Origin of the sequence: Kosakonia oryzae, from assembly GCF_001658025.2 — a bacterium.
GTDB classification, from domain to species: Bacteria; Pseudomonadota; Gammaproteobacteria; order Enterobacterales; family Enterobacteriaceae; genus Kosakonia; species Kosakonia oryzae.
Map to the genome: position 1 here is coordinate 30,292 of NZ_CP014007.2, position 14,488 is coordinate 44,779.

General features: G+C 50.4%; 14 protein-coding genes. 7 read left to right on the forward strand and 7 right to left on the reverse strand.

The genetic code is table 11. The features are described 5' to 3' along the window. Positions 1-66 precede the first annotated feature (66 nt). From AWR26_RS00145 to AWR26_RS00165, 5 genes are all read right to left on the reverse strand, one after another. On the reverse strand, positions 67-1,446 hold the full coding sequence (locus tag AWR26_RS00145; protein WP_064562580.1) for a carbohydrate porin: 1,380 nt from the start codon (positions 1,444-1,446) through the stop codon (positions 67-69). A gap of 146 nt (positions 1,447-1,592) precedes the next feature. Next, positions 1,593-1,904: a PTS lactose/cellobiose transporter subunit IIA gene (locus AWR26_RS00150; RefSeq protein WP_175518632.1), complete on the reverse strand. Its 312-nt coding sequence runs from the start codon at positions 1,902-1,904 to the stop codon at positions 1,593-1,595. 5 nt (positions 1,905-1,909) lie between these two features. Further along, on the reverse strand, positions 1,910-3,298 hold the full coding sequence (locus AWR26_RS00155) for a glycoside hydrolase family 1 protein (protein WP_064562583.1): 1,389 nt from the start codon (positions 3,296-3,298) through the stop codon (positions 1,910-1,912). A gap of 37 nt (positions 3,299-3,335) precedes the next feature. Next, a complete protein-coding gene (locus tag AWR26_RS00160) occupies positions 3,336-4,664 on the reverse strand; it encodes a PTS sugar transporter subunit IIC (protein WP_064562586.1) in 1,329 nt (442 codons plus the stop codon). 12 nt (positions 4,665-4,676) lie between these two features. Then, positions 4,677-4,991 (reverse strand): PTS sugar transporter subunit IIB, encoded by a 315-nt coding sequence (locus AWR26_RS00165; protein ID WP_064562589.1) that lies wholly within the window; start codon positions 4,989-4,991, stop codon positions 4,677-4,679. 296 nt (positions 4,992-5,287) lie between these two features. Between AWR26_RS00165 and AWR26_RS00170 the strand changes: the two genes are divergently transcribed. After that, positions 5,288-6,244 (forward strand): LacI family DNA-binding transcriptional regulator, encoded by a 957-nt coding sequence (locus AWR26_RS00170; protein ID WP_064562592.1) that lies wholly within the window; start codon positions 5,288-5,290, stop codon positions 6,242-6,244. Between the two features lie 48 nt (positions 6,245-6,292). Here AWR26_RS00170 and fabV read toward each other — a convergent pair whose 3' ends face one another. Together fabV and AWR26_RS00180 are read right to left on the reverse strand one after the other, a co-directional pair. Then, positions 6,293-7,486, reverse strand: coding sequence for an enoyl-ACP reductase FabV (fabV, locus tag AWR26_RS00175; RefSeq protein WP_064562595.1), 1,194 nt, complete (start codon positions 7,484-7,486; stop codon positions 6,293-6,295). A gap of 16 nt (positions 7,487-7,502) precedes the next feature. Continuing rightward, a complete protein-coding gene (locus tag AWR26_RS00180) occupies positions 7,503-7,925 on the reverse strand; it encodes a MaoC family dehydratase (protein WP_064562597.1) in 423 nt (140 codons plus the stop codon). Positions 7,926-8,161: 236 nt separating this feature from the next. On the opposite strand from AWR26_RS00180, the gene AWR26_RS00185 reads away from it, so the two are divergent. The 6 genes from AWR26_RS00185 to AWR26_RS00210 all read left to right on the forward strand — a co-directional run bounded on the left by AWR26_RS00185 (position 8,162) and on the right by AWR26_RS00210 (position 14,480). Beyond that, the gene (locus AWR26_RS00185; protein ID WP_064562600.1) at positions 8,162-9,349 is read left to right on the forward strand and encodes an acetyl-CoA C-acetyltransferase; all 1,188 of its coding nucleotides are present in this window, start codon (positions 8,162-8,164) and stop codon (positions 9,347-9,349) included. 40 nt (positions 9,350-9,389) lie between these two features. Beyond that, on the forward strand, positions 9,390-10,130 hold the full coding sequence (gene phbB / locus AWR26_RS00190; protein ID WP_064562603.1) for an acetoacetyl-CoA reductase: 741 nt from the start codon (positions 9,390-9,392) through the stop codon (positions 10,128-10,130). 81 nt (positions 10,131-10,211) lie between these two features. After that, positions 10,212-11,102 (forward strand): phosphate acyltransferase, encoded by an 891-nt coding sequence (locus tag AWR26_RS00195; protein ID WP_064562607.1) that lies wholly within the window; start codon positions 10,212-10,214, stop codon positions 11,100-11,102. Between the two features lie 2 nt (positions 11,103-11,104). After that, positions 11,105-12,175 (forward strand): butyrate kinase, encoded by a 1,071-nt coding sequence (buk, locus tag AWR26_RS00200; protein WP_064562610.1) that lies wholly within the window; start codon positions 11,105-11,107, stop codon positions 12,173-12,175. Positions 12,176-12,186: 11 nt separating this feature from the next. Further along, entirely contained in the window at positions 12,187-12,387 is a 201-nt protein-coding gene (locus AWR26_RS00205) for a hypothetical protein (RefSeq protein WP_139227960.1), read from the forward strand. A gap of 389 nt (positions 12,388-12,776) precedes the next feature. Further along, on the forward strand, positions 12,777-14,480 hold the full coding sequence (locus tag AWR26_RS00210; RefSeq protein ID WP_043956034.1) for an ABC transporter substrate-binding protein: 1,704 nt from the start codon (positions 12,777-12,779) through the stop codon (positions 14,478-14,480). Positions 14,481-14,488: the final 8 nt, after the last annotated feature.

The following is a 14,488-nucleotide window of genomic DNA, read 5'->3' on the forward strand; positions in this document are numbered from 1 at the left end:
TCTCGCGAGAATATATTTTCCGCCATGAGAAACGGAGACGGCAGGTTCGCCGCCTCCGGCGTATCATCAGAACCAGGCTTCCCACATCGCGCCAACGTTAAACGAATCGAGCGTGCTGTCGTCGGTGCCATTGACTCGCGCGGTACGTTTGTTATCCACTTCGCCGCCGGTCACGTAAAAGCGCAGCATCGGGCGGAATTCCGGCCCCATCGCAATCGAGATGTTCTGCGACAGCGTCAATTTCCAGCCGTGGTTATCGCCGCCATTGTCATAATCAACGCGCTGATAACCGGCTTCCAGCCAGGTTGAATGGACATCGTTCCACCAGTGCATCGGGCGAATAATCGCGCCATAGTTGCGGCGGTTATCGGCTTTGTTGGCACTGTTATCGTAATCGTGGAAGGCCAGCAGGTATTCCACCTGGGTTTGCTGGCTGAACTTGTAGTTGCCTTCGAAGCTGGCGTAAATCGCCGTCAGATCGTCGGTTTTGTTGAATACGCTGTTGTCCGCGTTATCGGAATAACGGGCGATCACTTTGTTCACGCCGTGGTCATTGGTGTGGCTCAGTACCACGCCGCCCTGCCAGGCGCGCAGGCGGTCTTCGCTTTCGATCGCTTTGGAGTCAAAGCCGTAGTTGGCATAGATCTCCAGATCGAGCGGGCCGACCTTCATGCCGTGAATTTTCGAGGTGACCGCATAGTTACCCTTGTCCCCGACGTTCGAACCGCCCGTACAGGTAATGCGTGACGGGTTGGCTTCATCCTCCAGCACTTCCGGGCTACAGGATTCCACGGCGGCCACGGCGGCTACGTCAAATTGCACGCCGCCAATATCGAAGTTTTTCACCCCGGCACCCTGACCATCATGGTTCATCCAGAAGTAGTCGTTGATGCCCTGTTGCGGACGCTGGTGGAAGTCGCGTCCCGCCCAGAAGTAAGCATTCGGGTTCGAGGCCAGCAAGTTGGTTACCCCGGCATAGGCTTTTTTCAGGTTAACTTCGTCGCCCCAGTGATCGAACATCACGTTAACGTCCCAGATTGCGCCGTTATCGCCTTTGAATGCCTTGGAGAGCTGGAACTCGCCGCCGTTGCCTTCGTTACCGAGGCGGCCAATGGCGGAGGCGCCATTATAGGAACCATCGACGCCGACATATTTCTGATCGCCAGACTGGAAGTGCGCGCCGTAGCGGGCATAACCGCTGAATTTCACGCCGTAAGGAATGGCTTTATCCGGTTCCTGGGCGGTGGTTTGTGGTTCAACAATGACATCTGCTTTTTTATTGATGGCGGCATCCATTTTAGCCTGCCGTTCCGCCAGCGCTTTATCGACCGCTTTGGCGACAATGGCATCGATTTGCTCTTGCGTAAATTCTTGTGCGAAGACGGAGCCAGAGCAAAGGGTGGCCGCAACCGCCAGCGCCACTGGAAGTATTTTATTTATTCTCATGGTTATCTCAATTTAGTAAGTTATTCGCAGACAATAGTTACCCTGCGCTGGCAGGGTAAAAATATTGCCATCACCAAAAACTAATATTTATTTTGTAGAGTCGGGTACAGATTAATTAAGATTTACCGTAATCAATTCTCCATTTATTACTGCCGATATAATGAATGCAATTGAATGATTTCTTCGGATAATTCGCGGGCCAATAATGATGTCATTAAATGATCCTGGGCATGCACCATAATTAATGTCATTGGCTGACGAGCTTCCCCGGCATCCTGCTCAATCAATTGCGTCTGCATTTTGTGCGCCTGGCGTGAATAACCATCGGCCTCGCGCAGCAGGCTGCGGGCTTCTTCAATATTGCCCTCCCTGGCCGAGCGCAGCGCCTCAAAGCACAGGCTTCGCGACTGTCCGGCGTTGACGATAATTTCCATTACCGCTTCTTCAAGTGCGACCATAATCATTATTCCTGAGTAAAACCATTAAGCGCGGCGGTGGCGGCAAACCACTCTCCACTTTTCTTAATAGTGCGTTGCTGAGTTGCCAGATCTAATTGCACAAAACCGTAGCGGTTCTTATATGCGTTACACCATGACCAGTTATCAATAAATGTCCACATATGGTAGCCGAGACAATTACAGCCTTCGCTGATTCCTTTATGTAGCCATTTCAGGTGATCGCGAACAAAGGTAATACGATAACTATCGTTAATTTGTCCGTTTTCAATAAAGCGTTCTTCATTCTCGACGCCCATACCGTTTTCAGAAATAAAACAGCGTGGGTTGCCATAATTCAGACGCAGATTGGTGAGAATATCGTAAATACCGGGCTCGTAAATTTCCCACCCGCGATACGGGTTCATTTTACGGCCTGGCATTTCGTAATAATCAAACAACCACTCCGGCATAAATGGCGCATCGGGATTAACCGCGCTGTCCCGGCACTTTACCCGCCGTGGCTGGTAATAGTTGATGCCGAGCAGGTCGATTTTCCCTTCTGCAATCAGCGAGATATCTTCCGGCTGGCAGGCGGGGAGCTGATCGTACTCTTTGAGCAGCGCCACCAGGTCAGCGGGATACTCGCCGCGCAGTACCGGGTCGAGAAAACTGCGGTTAAACAGCAAATCCGCGTGGTGTGCCGCTTTCACATCTGCAGGATGTTGCGAGCGCGGATAAGATGGCGTCAGGTTTAGCACAATGCCGATGTCGCCGGAGTGGTGCCCGGCGCGAAACGCTCTGACCGCGCTGGCATGAGCCAGTACCGTATGGTACGCCACCGTCGCCGCGCGTTTGAAATCCACCACGTTCGGATAATGGAAATCGTACAGATAGCCGCCTTCGACCGGCACGATCGGCTCGTTAAAGGTAAACCAGTGCTGCACCCGATCGCCGAACAGTTCAAAACAGATTTGCGCGTAGCGACTAAAAGCCTCAACCACTTCGCGGCTTTCCCAGCCGCCTTTCTCCTGCATCACCATCGGCATGTCAAAGTGAAACAGCGTGATAAACGGCGTAATTCCCTGCGCCAGCAGTTCGTCGATGACGTCGTTGTACCAGGCGACCGCCTGCGGGTTCACTTCACCGGTTCCATCCGGGATCAGGCGCGACCAGCTCAGCGAAGTACGAAAACTGTTGTGATTAAGCTGCTTCAACAGCGCGATGTCTTGCCGCCAGTGACGGTAAAACGTCGAGGTCTCCTGCGGCCCAATCTGTTGGTGAAAACGCCACGGTTCGCGGGCAAACCACGTATCCCAGGTGGTGGCGCTTTTACCGCCTTGCAGGCTTTCCCCTTCGGTTTGCAGTGCCGAGCAGGCGCTGCCCCACCAGAAGTTTGCGGGAAAAACGTATTTCATTACCGACTCCTTTTCGTTACTGCTAATGCGTTACGGCTTAATTACTGCGGACGGTTTCCGTCATCGGTGCGCTGGTCTGCGCTTTTTGTTCTTCCGCTTTCATCAGCGAGTGTTCATACGCCCGCAGGAACGGCAGATACATCAGGGCAGACATCACCATACAAATCAGACACATCACCACCGGGCTAAAGGCCCAGTTCGCCGCCCATGAGGCACCAATTGGCGCAGGCGTTGTCCACGGCGTCAGCGAAACCACCTGTGCCAGCAGGCCCATTTTTGTCGCGGTGTAAGCCAGCACGGCGTTAACTAGCGGCACGCAGACAAACGGCACAAACAGCATCGGGTTCATGATGATGGGCGCACCGAAAAGAATCGGTTCGTTGATGTTGAAGAAGCTTGGCACAACGCCCATTTTGCCAATGGTACGCAGATGCGCGACGCGGCTGCGCAGCAGCAGGAATGCCAGCGGTAAGGTCGACCCCACGCCGCCAATCAGCAGATAGTGATCCCAGAAGCCTTGCAGATAGACGTGCGGCAGCGCAGCGCCAGCCGCCAGCGCGGCCTGGTTGGCGGAGAGGTTGGCCATCCAGAACGGGTTCATGATGCCGGTGACAATCAGCGAACCGTGAATACCGGCGAACCAGAAGATTTGGCACAGTAGCACGGAGAGCAGAATGGCGGGCAGGGAATCAGAGGCGGAAACCAGCGGCTCCAGCAGGTGCATAATCGCCTGTGGCAGAATCATCCCGGTTTGCGCTTCGATAAACAGATTCAGCGGGTGCAGCGTACCGATGATCACCACTACCGGAATCAAAATCTCAAACGAACGCGCCACGCCAGTTGGGACCTCTTTCGGCAGACGGATGGTGATGTTGTGCTGTTTGAGCCAGGCGTAAACGCGCGACGAGTAGATGGCGGTCAGCAAGGCGGTAAAAATGCCCTGACCGGAGAGATACTGGGTGGAGATTTTGCCGTCCGCATACGGCGCGGCAACCAGCAGAAACGCCATAAACGCCAGCAGGCCGGTCATCACCGGGTCGAGGTTAAACTGACGACCGAGGCTGGCGCCAACTCCGACGGAGATAAAAAACGTCATCACCCCCATGCTGAGGTTAAACGGCAGCATCAGTTGCGCGCGGTATTCGGTAGAGAAATCGAGCCAGGCGCGGGCGAAACCGACGGTGGTGTCGGCGGAAAACGGTGGGAAGATAAACACCAGCATAAAGGAGCCGATGATCATAAACGGCAGCGCAGCGGTAAAACCGTCGCGGATGGCGATAACGTACTTCTGCTGTCCAAGACGACCGGCCAGCGGCGTAATGGATTGCTCAATAAGCGTAATCATTGATTGATATAAGGAACTCATAAGAACACCTTTTTAATGCGCCGCTTCAATCAGCGACAAAGCGTAGTCCAGTACCTCATTACCGCGTTGCATGCCGTAATCCATCGGATTGATGGGTTGAACCGGAATGCCGTGTGCGGCGGCCTTTTCTGACAGCGTATTTAACATGTACTTAACCTGCGGTCCGAGAAGCACGACCTGATAACGCGGAAATTGCGTGTCGAATTCCGCGACGCCGTACGCGTCGATCTCCACTTCCAGCCCCCGTTCCTTCGCCGCCTCAAGCATTTTCCTCACCAACAAGCTGGTGGACATCCCGGCAGAGCAGCACAACATAATCCTGAACATCGTTAACCATCCTCGAAGTGTAAAAAGTTATTGCGGGGATGATTGGATATCATATGGAAACCGGTTTCCATTTTTTCTCCACAGAAGTGTGATAGCTATCAACATCTACTACCCATAAGGCTTTTTTATTGGATTTACATCACGGAATTTTGCGCTTCGTTGATAGCAAAAGAGGTGAAATGGAAAATCGGTTTCCATCAAAAAGGGAAACCGCTATACTGCGAGTGGTTATAGATTGAACCGATTTTGCAGGACGAATTTTCAGGCGCAGGCTACGCGCCGCTCAGGGGAGAAAGATGTCTACAATCAACGATGTATCACGTTTAGCTGGGGTCTCCAAAGCCACAGTCTCACGGGTGTTGAGTGGTTCGCGCGGCGTTAAGGAAGCCAGTCGCCTCGCGGTACTGAAAGCGGTCGAAGAGCTGAATTATCGGCCCAATGTTATCGCCCAGTCATTGCTCAGCCAGTCGACAGGCTGCATCGGGGTGATTTGCGCTCAGGAGAATATTAACCAGACCACCGGTTACCTGTATGCGCTGGAAAAACATCTCAGCCAGAGCCAGAAACATTTGCTGTTGCGATTCGCCAATACCAAAGCCGGGGTGATGAGCGCGCTGGATGAGCTGACCTGCGGGTTGTGCGACGATGTACTGATTATCGGCGCGCGTTTCCCTCTGAAAATTGAAGATGAAAATGTGATTCTGGTCGATTGCGAAGAGTCCATCGACTCCACGCCCAACAGCATTCAATTCGATCACGCTTTTGCGGCGGAAACCGCCTGTAACTACCTGATTAGTCAGGGCCGCCGACAGATAGCGCTTATCCATCCCGACACCGCTGCGGCCGAGCAGGTACTGCACGGCTACAAACTGGCGCTGGAAAACAATTTCCTGCCGTTTAACCGCAACCTGGTCTTTATGGATGACACCAGTTCATCGGTGGCGTTGCAGGTGCTGCTCAATAATGCCACCACGCTGAATTTTAACGCGTTGCTGGTAGCTGACGAGCAGGAAGCGCAGCGCGTGATCCCGCAGCTACAAGCGTTTAATAAATCCGTGCCGGGCGACATTATGGTCTTCAGCCTTGCTGGCTCCTTGCATTTACCGGGCATTCCAACCATCCCGGCGATTGAATATTCAATGGATGCGATGGCGGCGCGCATTGTGGCATGGCTGAATGAGAAAACGCAGAGCGTGCTGGGTTCGTACCGCGTGCGCGGCGATTTAATTATTCCTGACGTCGGTAAGCGCTAATAAAGAAAAAGCCTCCATGCGGAGGCTTTTTTAGTGGCATCTCAGGCCTTACGCAAGGCTATATTCTTTCACCAGCGTGTTAATATCCAGTTCATCCGAATAATCCACACCCGCCATGCCAAAGCCGTTCAGTTCATGAAACTCCTGCAAATAACCAGCAAAATCGCCGATGACTTTAAAGTTATCCGCAGTCACCTGTTTTCTGAGTAATTCCACCACGTTTTGCACATCCGGGCGAAGTTCATAATCATCCATGCGAATCAACCGTTGGGCATCGGTAATCACGTTGCCAAGGGGGGGATAAAGATGATCAAGCATCAGCCGGTGCATTTGCTCAATACAGGTTTCATGTAACCGTTTCTGTTTCATGACTTTATATAGCAGGGTGATATAAAGCGGAAACACAGGAATAAACGCACTGGCCTTGGTGACCAGCGCTTTACAAGCAACCGCATAAGCATTGCCGCTAATACGTTGCAACTGCGCATTAATTTCATCGGCGGTGTTATGTAAATGCGCTTTTGCAGCACCTAAAGAGCCATCTTTATAAAGCGGCCAGGTTGATTCCGGGCCAATATACGAATAGGCAACCGTTTTAAACCCTGTGGCTAATACATCGGCTTGTTCCAGCATGGTGATCCAGCGCTGCCAGTCTTCGCCACCCATCACTTTTACCGTATCGGCAAGCTGTTGTTTGGTAACCGGCTCCAGCGTCTGTTCTACCATGCGCTGACTTTCCAGTTCAAAACCAGGGCCGGAGAAAGCCTGGCCGCAAACGCCCAGCGTTGATTGATAACGCGTACCGTCAGGATGAATACGTATACCAGACGCAATGGAATACACCACCAGATCAATTTTCCCGCCAAATTCTTGCTGGATAAAATCAATCACGTTTTGCCGCGTGGTATCGGAAAAAGCATCGGCAATAAAGTTTTTCGCGATCAGCCCCTTCTCACTCGCCCGGCGCTGAAACAGCACGTTGTTATACCAGCCCGCGCTGCCAGCGCCCTTTTCACCAGGACCTTTTTCAAACGAGACGCCAATGGTGTCGGCGCCGCCGCCAAATGCCAGTGCAATACGTGAAGCCAGCCCATAACCGGAGGATGCGCCAATCACCAGAACCTTTTTAGGCCCGTAGATCTCGCCGTGTGATTCGACATAGGCAATCTGTTTATCAATGGCTTTCAGCAGCCCTTCCGGGTGGCAATTTTTAGCGACATTACCCTGAATAATCGGTTTCATACTGTGTTATCTCCGGTTAGTGTTTTACGGCGGGAGATAACACAAGTGCTTCTCCTTTAATGACGACATCACCATGCTGGTTTGTGCAGGTGGTTTTCAGGCTGACCCGTTTTTTCTCCGTATCAATAGCAATAATTTCCACGGTTGCTGTCACCGTATCGCCAATAAAGGTTGGTTTGGTAAATTTAAGATCTTGCGCCAAATAAATAGAGCCTTTGCCGGGCAGTTTATTTGCAATAACCGCAGAGATTAAACCGCTTACCAAAATTCCGTGAACGACACGTTGGCCAAATATACTTTTTTTACCCGCATCATCATCAAGATGAACAGGGTTCATGTCACCTGAGGCCTCTGCAAAATTTATCACATCTTCTTCAGTGAGTTTTTTTGTAAATTGCGCTTTTTGCCCTGTTTGTAAACATTCGGCTCTTTCTGTCATTTTTTAAAAACCTCCGTTTAAATATATCATGTAAACATCCTTTGTAGGCGGCGATAAGAATTATCAAATTTAAATACTATCAATCCTGAAACCGCCGCATTTATATAAAATTCATATTGAAGATTGAATAAATTGTATGGGTCAGCTTTTACTCAAACATTGACATTAATCAAAGTACCCTTTCACCTAATTAGGATAAAAATTCCCTTAGTTTAATTAAGCGAAAGGCTAAAATAATGAAGGACACTGATATTGTTATACTTGGTGCAGCAAGGACAGCTATTGGCTCGCTTAATGGTTCCCTTGCCAATATATCTTCACCTAAACTGGGATCTATAGTGATTAAATCACTTCTTGAAAAATCTCATATTTCAGAAAAAGAGGTGGATGAAGTAATCATTGGTCAGGTTTTAACGGCGGGGTGTGGGCAAAATCCAGCGCGACAAACATTAATTCATTCCGGTATTTCACAGGATGTTCCCGCGCTGACAATTAATAAAGTTTGTGGCTCAGGAATGAAAGCATTACAGCTTGCATATCAGTCATTAAAGTGCGGTGAAGCGGAGCTGATTATTGCGGGCGGGCAAGAAAATATGAGTCAGTCGCCGCATATTCTCCCTCACTCCCGTAATGGAATGAAAATGGGCAACTGGCAAATGCAGGACAGCATGGTTAATGATGGATTATGGGACGCATTCCATGATTATCACATGGGGATGACCGCGGAAAATATCGCGGAGAAATATGGCATTACGCGTGAAGAGCAGGATGAATTTGCGCTGGCCTCACAGCGTAAAGCCGCTGCGGCTCTTGAGACTTCCCGTTTTGACAGCGAGATTGCGCCGGTTGTTATTATCAAACCCGGTAAAGAACCCATCGTAGTTGAAAAAGATGAATTTCCGCGTCCGCAAACTACGCGTGAAGGGCTGGCAAAATTACGCCCGGCTTTCAAGAAAGAGGGAACCGTAACCGCCGGCAACGCTTCCGGGGTAAATGATGGCGCGGCTATGGTTATTTTGGCTACTGCGAAAAAAGCCAGAGAACTGGGTATTACGCCGCTTGGCCGGGTCGTTGAATTTGCGACCTCAGGCGTTGCACCGGAAATAATGGGAACCGGGCCGATTGAAGCTTCCCGAAATGTACTTAAAAAATCAAACTGGCAGGTCAGCAATCTTGATCTCATTGAAGCCAATGAAGCGTTTGCGGCGCAGGCTATCGCGGTTAATCGAGAAATGGGCTGGGATCTGACGAAAGTGAATGTTAATGGCGGCGCCATTGCTCTCGGTCACCCTATTGGCGCGTCTGGCGCCCGTATTTTTGTGTCGTTAATTCATGAAATGCAGCGCCGGAAAAGTAAAAAAGGTCTGGCGACATTATGCATTGGCGGCGGCATGGGTATTGCTGTCACGGTTGAGATGGATTAACGCTGCGATCCGGAATTTTATTTGATACAGGAAACAGGTCATGGAAGAAAAAGTTGCACTGGTAACGGGCGGAATTCGGGGCATTGGTGAAAAAATTAGCCTGCGATTTCTTAAAGAAGGTTACCGGGTCGTTGCGTTTGATAATGATGCCGGTCGGCTGAATGACTGGGCTGAAACGCAAAAAGCCGCAGGCTTTGAAAAAATTGATACGGTTGTTTGTGATGTCAGTGATTATGAACAATGTCAGGCGGCCGTTGCCTCGGTATTGAATAAATACGACCACATTGATGCCCTGGTTAATAATGCCGGCATCACCCGGGATGCCACATTTAAGAAAATGGATAAATCCCAGTGGGATGCGGTGATTCAGGTTAACCTGAATAGCATGTTTAATATGACCAAACCGGTGATTGAGAATATGTTAACCAATCAACGCGGTCGCATAATTAACATGTCATCTATTAACGGTCAGAAAGGGCAGTTTGGCCAGGCTAATTACTCTGCGGCTAAAGCTGGCGTGCACGGTTTTACCAAAGCGCTGGCGCAGGAAGTCGCGCGTAAAAACATTACCGTAAACACCATTTCTCCAGGATATATCAATACGGAAATGATGCAGGCGATTCCGGATGATGTGCTGGAAAATATTAAAGCGCAAATTCCGGTTGGCCGTCTTGGCGAAGCCGATGAAATCGCAGAGCTTGTGTTATATCTCTGCGGTGATAAATCAGGTTATATCACCGGCTCTAACATTGCCATTAATGGTGGCCAGCATATGTGTTAACAGGCAAGTGATTGCCGAATTTCAGCAGGTATGATGGCTCATGCCTGCTGAGCTTTGAGTGAGTATTCAGGACATTCCATTATGCTAAAGCAGCTAGATTCATTTTTAGAGTTAGCCAAAAGAAAAAGTCAGAAAACCATTGCAGTAGCTGCTGCGGAGGATGCTTTTGCGCTTGATGCGATCAGGATGATCATCGTGCAGGGGTTAGGTCGCGCTATTTTAGTTGGTTGCCGCGAAAAGATCGTCACTATTGCCGGGCGTCTGGATTTTGATATCAGAGAAGTTGAAATTATTGATCTTCCCGATAAAACGCAAGCGTGTAATAAAGCTGTGGAGCTGGTGAAGTCAGGAAAGGCCGATATTTTAATGAAAGGCCTGGTCGACAGCCCTGTTTATCTGCGGGCAATCCTCAATAAGACCTTCGGGATTGCTGAATCCAGCCTGGTCACGCAGATGGCTTTTATTCAGAGTCCTTTTTATAGAAAATTATTCGCTATTACTGATGCCGGAATTAATATTTCCCCGACAAAACAGGATAAAAAAATCATGGTTACGCAGTCGGTGGATTTACTCCATCGGCTGGACATCAGTAATCCGAAAGTTGCGCTCATCGCCGCCGTGGAACACGCCACGCCTGCAATCCAGGCAACGGTAGATGCAGCGGAATTAAGCGAAGAACGTTTCGAAAACTGCATTGTTGAAGGGCCGCTCTCTGTCGATCTGGCGTTTAGCCACGATTCCTGTCGGCATAAAGGGCTGGATACGCGGGTCGGCGGCGATGTTGATTTAATCGTGCTGCCCGATGTCAACAGCGCAAACGTCTTCTATAAAACCGTGATGCAGCTCGGCAGCGCTTCAAGCGCCAGTGTCCTGACAGGTACTTCCGCTCCCGTGGTATTTACTTCGCGCTCGGACACGGCCACCACGAAGTATTTTTCTATTGCTTGTGCAATAGCTCAGTGTAAGGACTAGTTATGTATATTCTGGTCATTAATCCTGGATCAACTTCAACTAAGTTGGCGATTTATAACAACAGAACGCAACTGATTTGCCGGACATATAGCCATAACGAAGCTGAGTTAGGCCCGTATTCAAATATCCTGGAACAAAAACAATTCCGCAAAGAAATCATTCTTCGCATGTTACATGAGCATGGTTTCCGAACCAAAGATATGGATCTGTTTGTCGGGCGCGGCGGGCTGGTCCGCTATCTTGAAAGTGGTGTTTACCGTATTAACGACGCCTACTTACACGATGCAAGCGTGGGTCTTAACGGTGAGCATGCTTCAAATCTCGGCGCAATTCTGGCCTGGGAACTGGCAAAAGACGCTGATAAAGAGAATATGGCTTATACCGTCGATCCGGTGGTGGTGGATGAGTGTGATCCCATCGCTAAAATCTCCGGCATGCCGGAAATATCGCGGGTCGGCGCTTTTCATGCCCTTAACCAGAAAGCGGTTGCCCATCGTTACGCCATTCAGGTGGAAAAACCCTATGCCAGCCTGAATTTAATCGTTGCGCACCTGGGGGGTGGCATCAGCGTCGGCGCTCACCGCGATGGACGGATTGTTGATGTGAATTCCGCATTAGGCGGCGATGGACCGTTCTCGCCGGAGCGAGTGGGTCGTCTCCCTTGCCTGGCTTTATTAAAGCTCTGTTTTTCTGGTGAATATACTTATGATGCGCTGAAGAAAAAGCTCATTGGTGAAGGCGGTGTGTTTGGCTATTTAGGCACGAAAGACATTCGCGATGTTGAGCAGCTAATCAGCGATGGAAATCAAAAAGCGTTAGAGGTGCTTGAGGCGATGGCTTACCAGGTCGCCAAAGAGATCGCCTCATGCGCGGCTGTTCTCGCGGGCCGCGTCGATGCCATTATCCTCACCGGAGGCGTTGCCTGGAGCGGCAGAGTGATTAATGACATTCGTAAACGCATCAGCTTTATTACCCCAGAAATTATCGTTTACCCCGGCGAGGATGAATTGTTTGCTCTGGTTGACGGAGCACTGTCGGCAATAGAAGGCCGAAGAGAATTACTGGAATATTAATGGAGAACATTATGTTAGATAAAAGCAATACAACGCTGACCCCTGACAGAACAACATTGATCGAGTCGAATGGCAATGTTTATCTTTCTCTCGCATTTAATGATAAGAGAGGTAATGTTTTAATTAAACTTGGTATGTTTGAAGTGAATTATCTTGCCGATGAGTTTGATGACTTAAATCAGCGGATCCTTATTAGCTCTGAATATAATTAGCCAACAAGCCAATCGCAAAGTTCTGTGCTACGGACGTTATTCCTCAGTAACGTAATTAACCACGCATGCAGCCACAGGCAAACAGGAAGCGCTTCTTTCTGTTTGCCTGTTTTTTTTCACTGCGATAAAGCGACCTCAGTCATTAAAACCACCCATGAAAGCGCTTACGACCAGAGAGGGTTTTGACCGGATTCTGCGGGTTCCTTAACTCGTCGGCACAATACGGTTTGCCAGCCACTTAGCAAATTAATGGCATTGATTTGCCATTAATTTACTAATGACAATTTGCTATAAGCCAGATTTTTTCGTTGTTAGACAGGGTGCGGTGCGGCTTTTATCGTTCGTCATGATTTGTAAATTCCACGCAATCATTTGATGAGGGAGCAATTTTGTCCAGCTTACTGAATAGCTTAAAAACAAAACCCACGCGCTTTACTCTGGCGCTGAAAATCGCGTTACTCAGCAGCCTGGTGGCTTTCTCTTCAGCCTCTTTCGCCGATGAACCCTTAAAAGAGGGCATTACGCCAGCCACCGATGCCAGCCAAATTCCGGCGGCGGCTAAGCTGCGTAAAGACACGGTGGTGGCAGGCATCTCTGAACCGCAGGGTATTTTTAACCCCTATTTCTTTGTTAACGGCTGGGACGAGAACGTCACCAACGTGATTTTCTCACGCCTGATCGACTGGGACAGCCACGGCAATCTGGTGCCTGGCCTGGCGGAAAGCTGGAGCGTCAGCCCGGACAACAAGGTCTATACCATTAAGCTGCGCCCGAACCTGACTTTCAGCGACGGTTCGCCGCTGACCGCCGAAGACGTGGCGTTTACCCTGACCGTGCTGTATGACCCGAAATACGATGGCGATACCGATATCACCCTCGCTAATATTGCGGGCGGCGCGGAGTATAAAGCCGGGAAAGCTGATAGCGTTAGCGGCCTGAAAGTGATCGACCCGCTGACCTTACAGGTCACCACCACGCAGCCAGGTGCGACAACGCTGGCGAAAATCGGCGGCCCGGTGCTGTCGAAAGCGTATTACGGTAAAGGGTATCAACGCGGCAACCTCGATTATCTGCGCACGCTGCACGGTAAACCGCTGGGCAACGGGCCGTATGTCTATGAAAAATATATTCCGGGCCAGGAGATTCGTTTCCACGCCAATACCCATTTCTACCGTGGCACACCGCCGACGCCGCGCTTTATCTACCGCGTGACCAACCCGTCCACTAACTTCCAGTTGTTCCAGACCGGCGAAACCGATTACGACGCGTTTACTTCGCGTCCGGATGATATCGAACAACTGAAAATGCTGGGCTTCGCCAATATCAACCTGTATGGCTCCAGCGACTACAGCAAAGTGGAATTCAACGTACGTCGCCCGGCGTTGCAGGACGTGAAAGTGCGTCAGGCGCTGATTTACGGCCTTGACCGCCAGAAGCTGATCGATGTGGTTTATCAGGGCTACGGCAAAGTAGCGATTGAACCTATCGCCCCGATTTCATGGGCGTATAACACCGACGGCGTGAACCCGTACAAATTCGACCCGGCGCAGGCGAAGAAACTGCTCGATGAAGCGGGCTGGAAACCGGGGCCGGATGGCATCCGCGTGAAAGACGGTAAACGCCTGGAGCTGACGCTGCTGGTGAGCAAGAAAGTGCTGAACGATGCACTGATCCCCATCGCCAAAGAGAACTGGCAGCAGATTGGCGTGCTGCTGAAACCGCAGGTGGTGGATTTCAACGCCCTGATGGCGCAGCGTAAAGCGGGCAACTATGACCTGGCCTCTTTCAGCACCAGCACGCTCAACGATCCGCATGATGGCGTGTGGGATTACTACAGCACGGAAGCGAAAGAGTCCGGCTATAACAATCCGCAGGTTGATAAGCTGATCAACGAGGGCAATGCGGTGCTGGATGTGGAAAAACGCAAACCGATTTATCACCAGCTGTATAAAGTGCTGGCGGACGATCCACCGGCGATTCTGCTGGGTAACCGCGAGATTCTGTCGGCCAGCAGCGCCCGCGTCACCGGCTTTAAGCCGGATATCTACAACGGACTGACCGGTAGCCTGCCGGATGTGAAAATCGTCAAGTAACACTAACA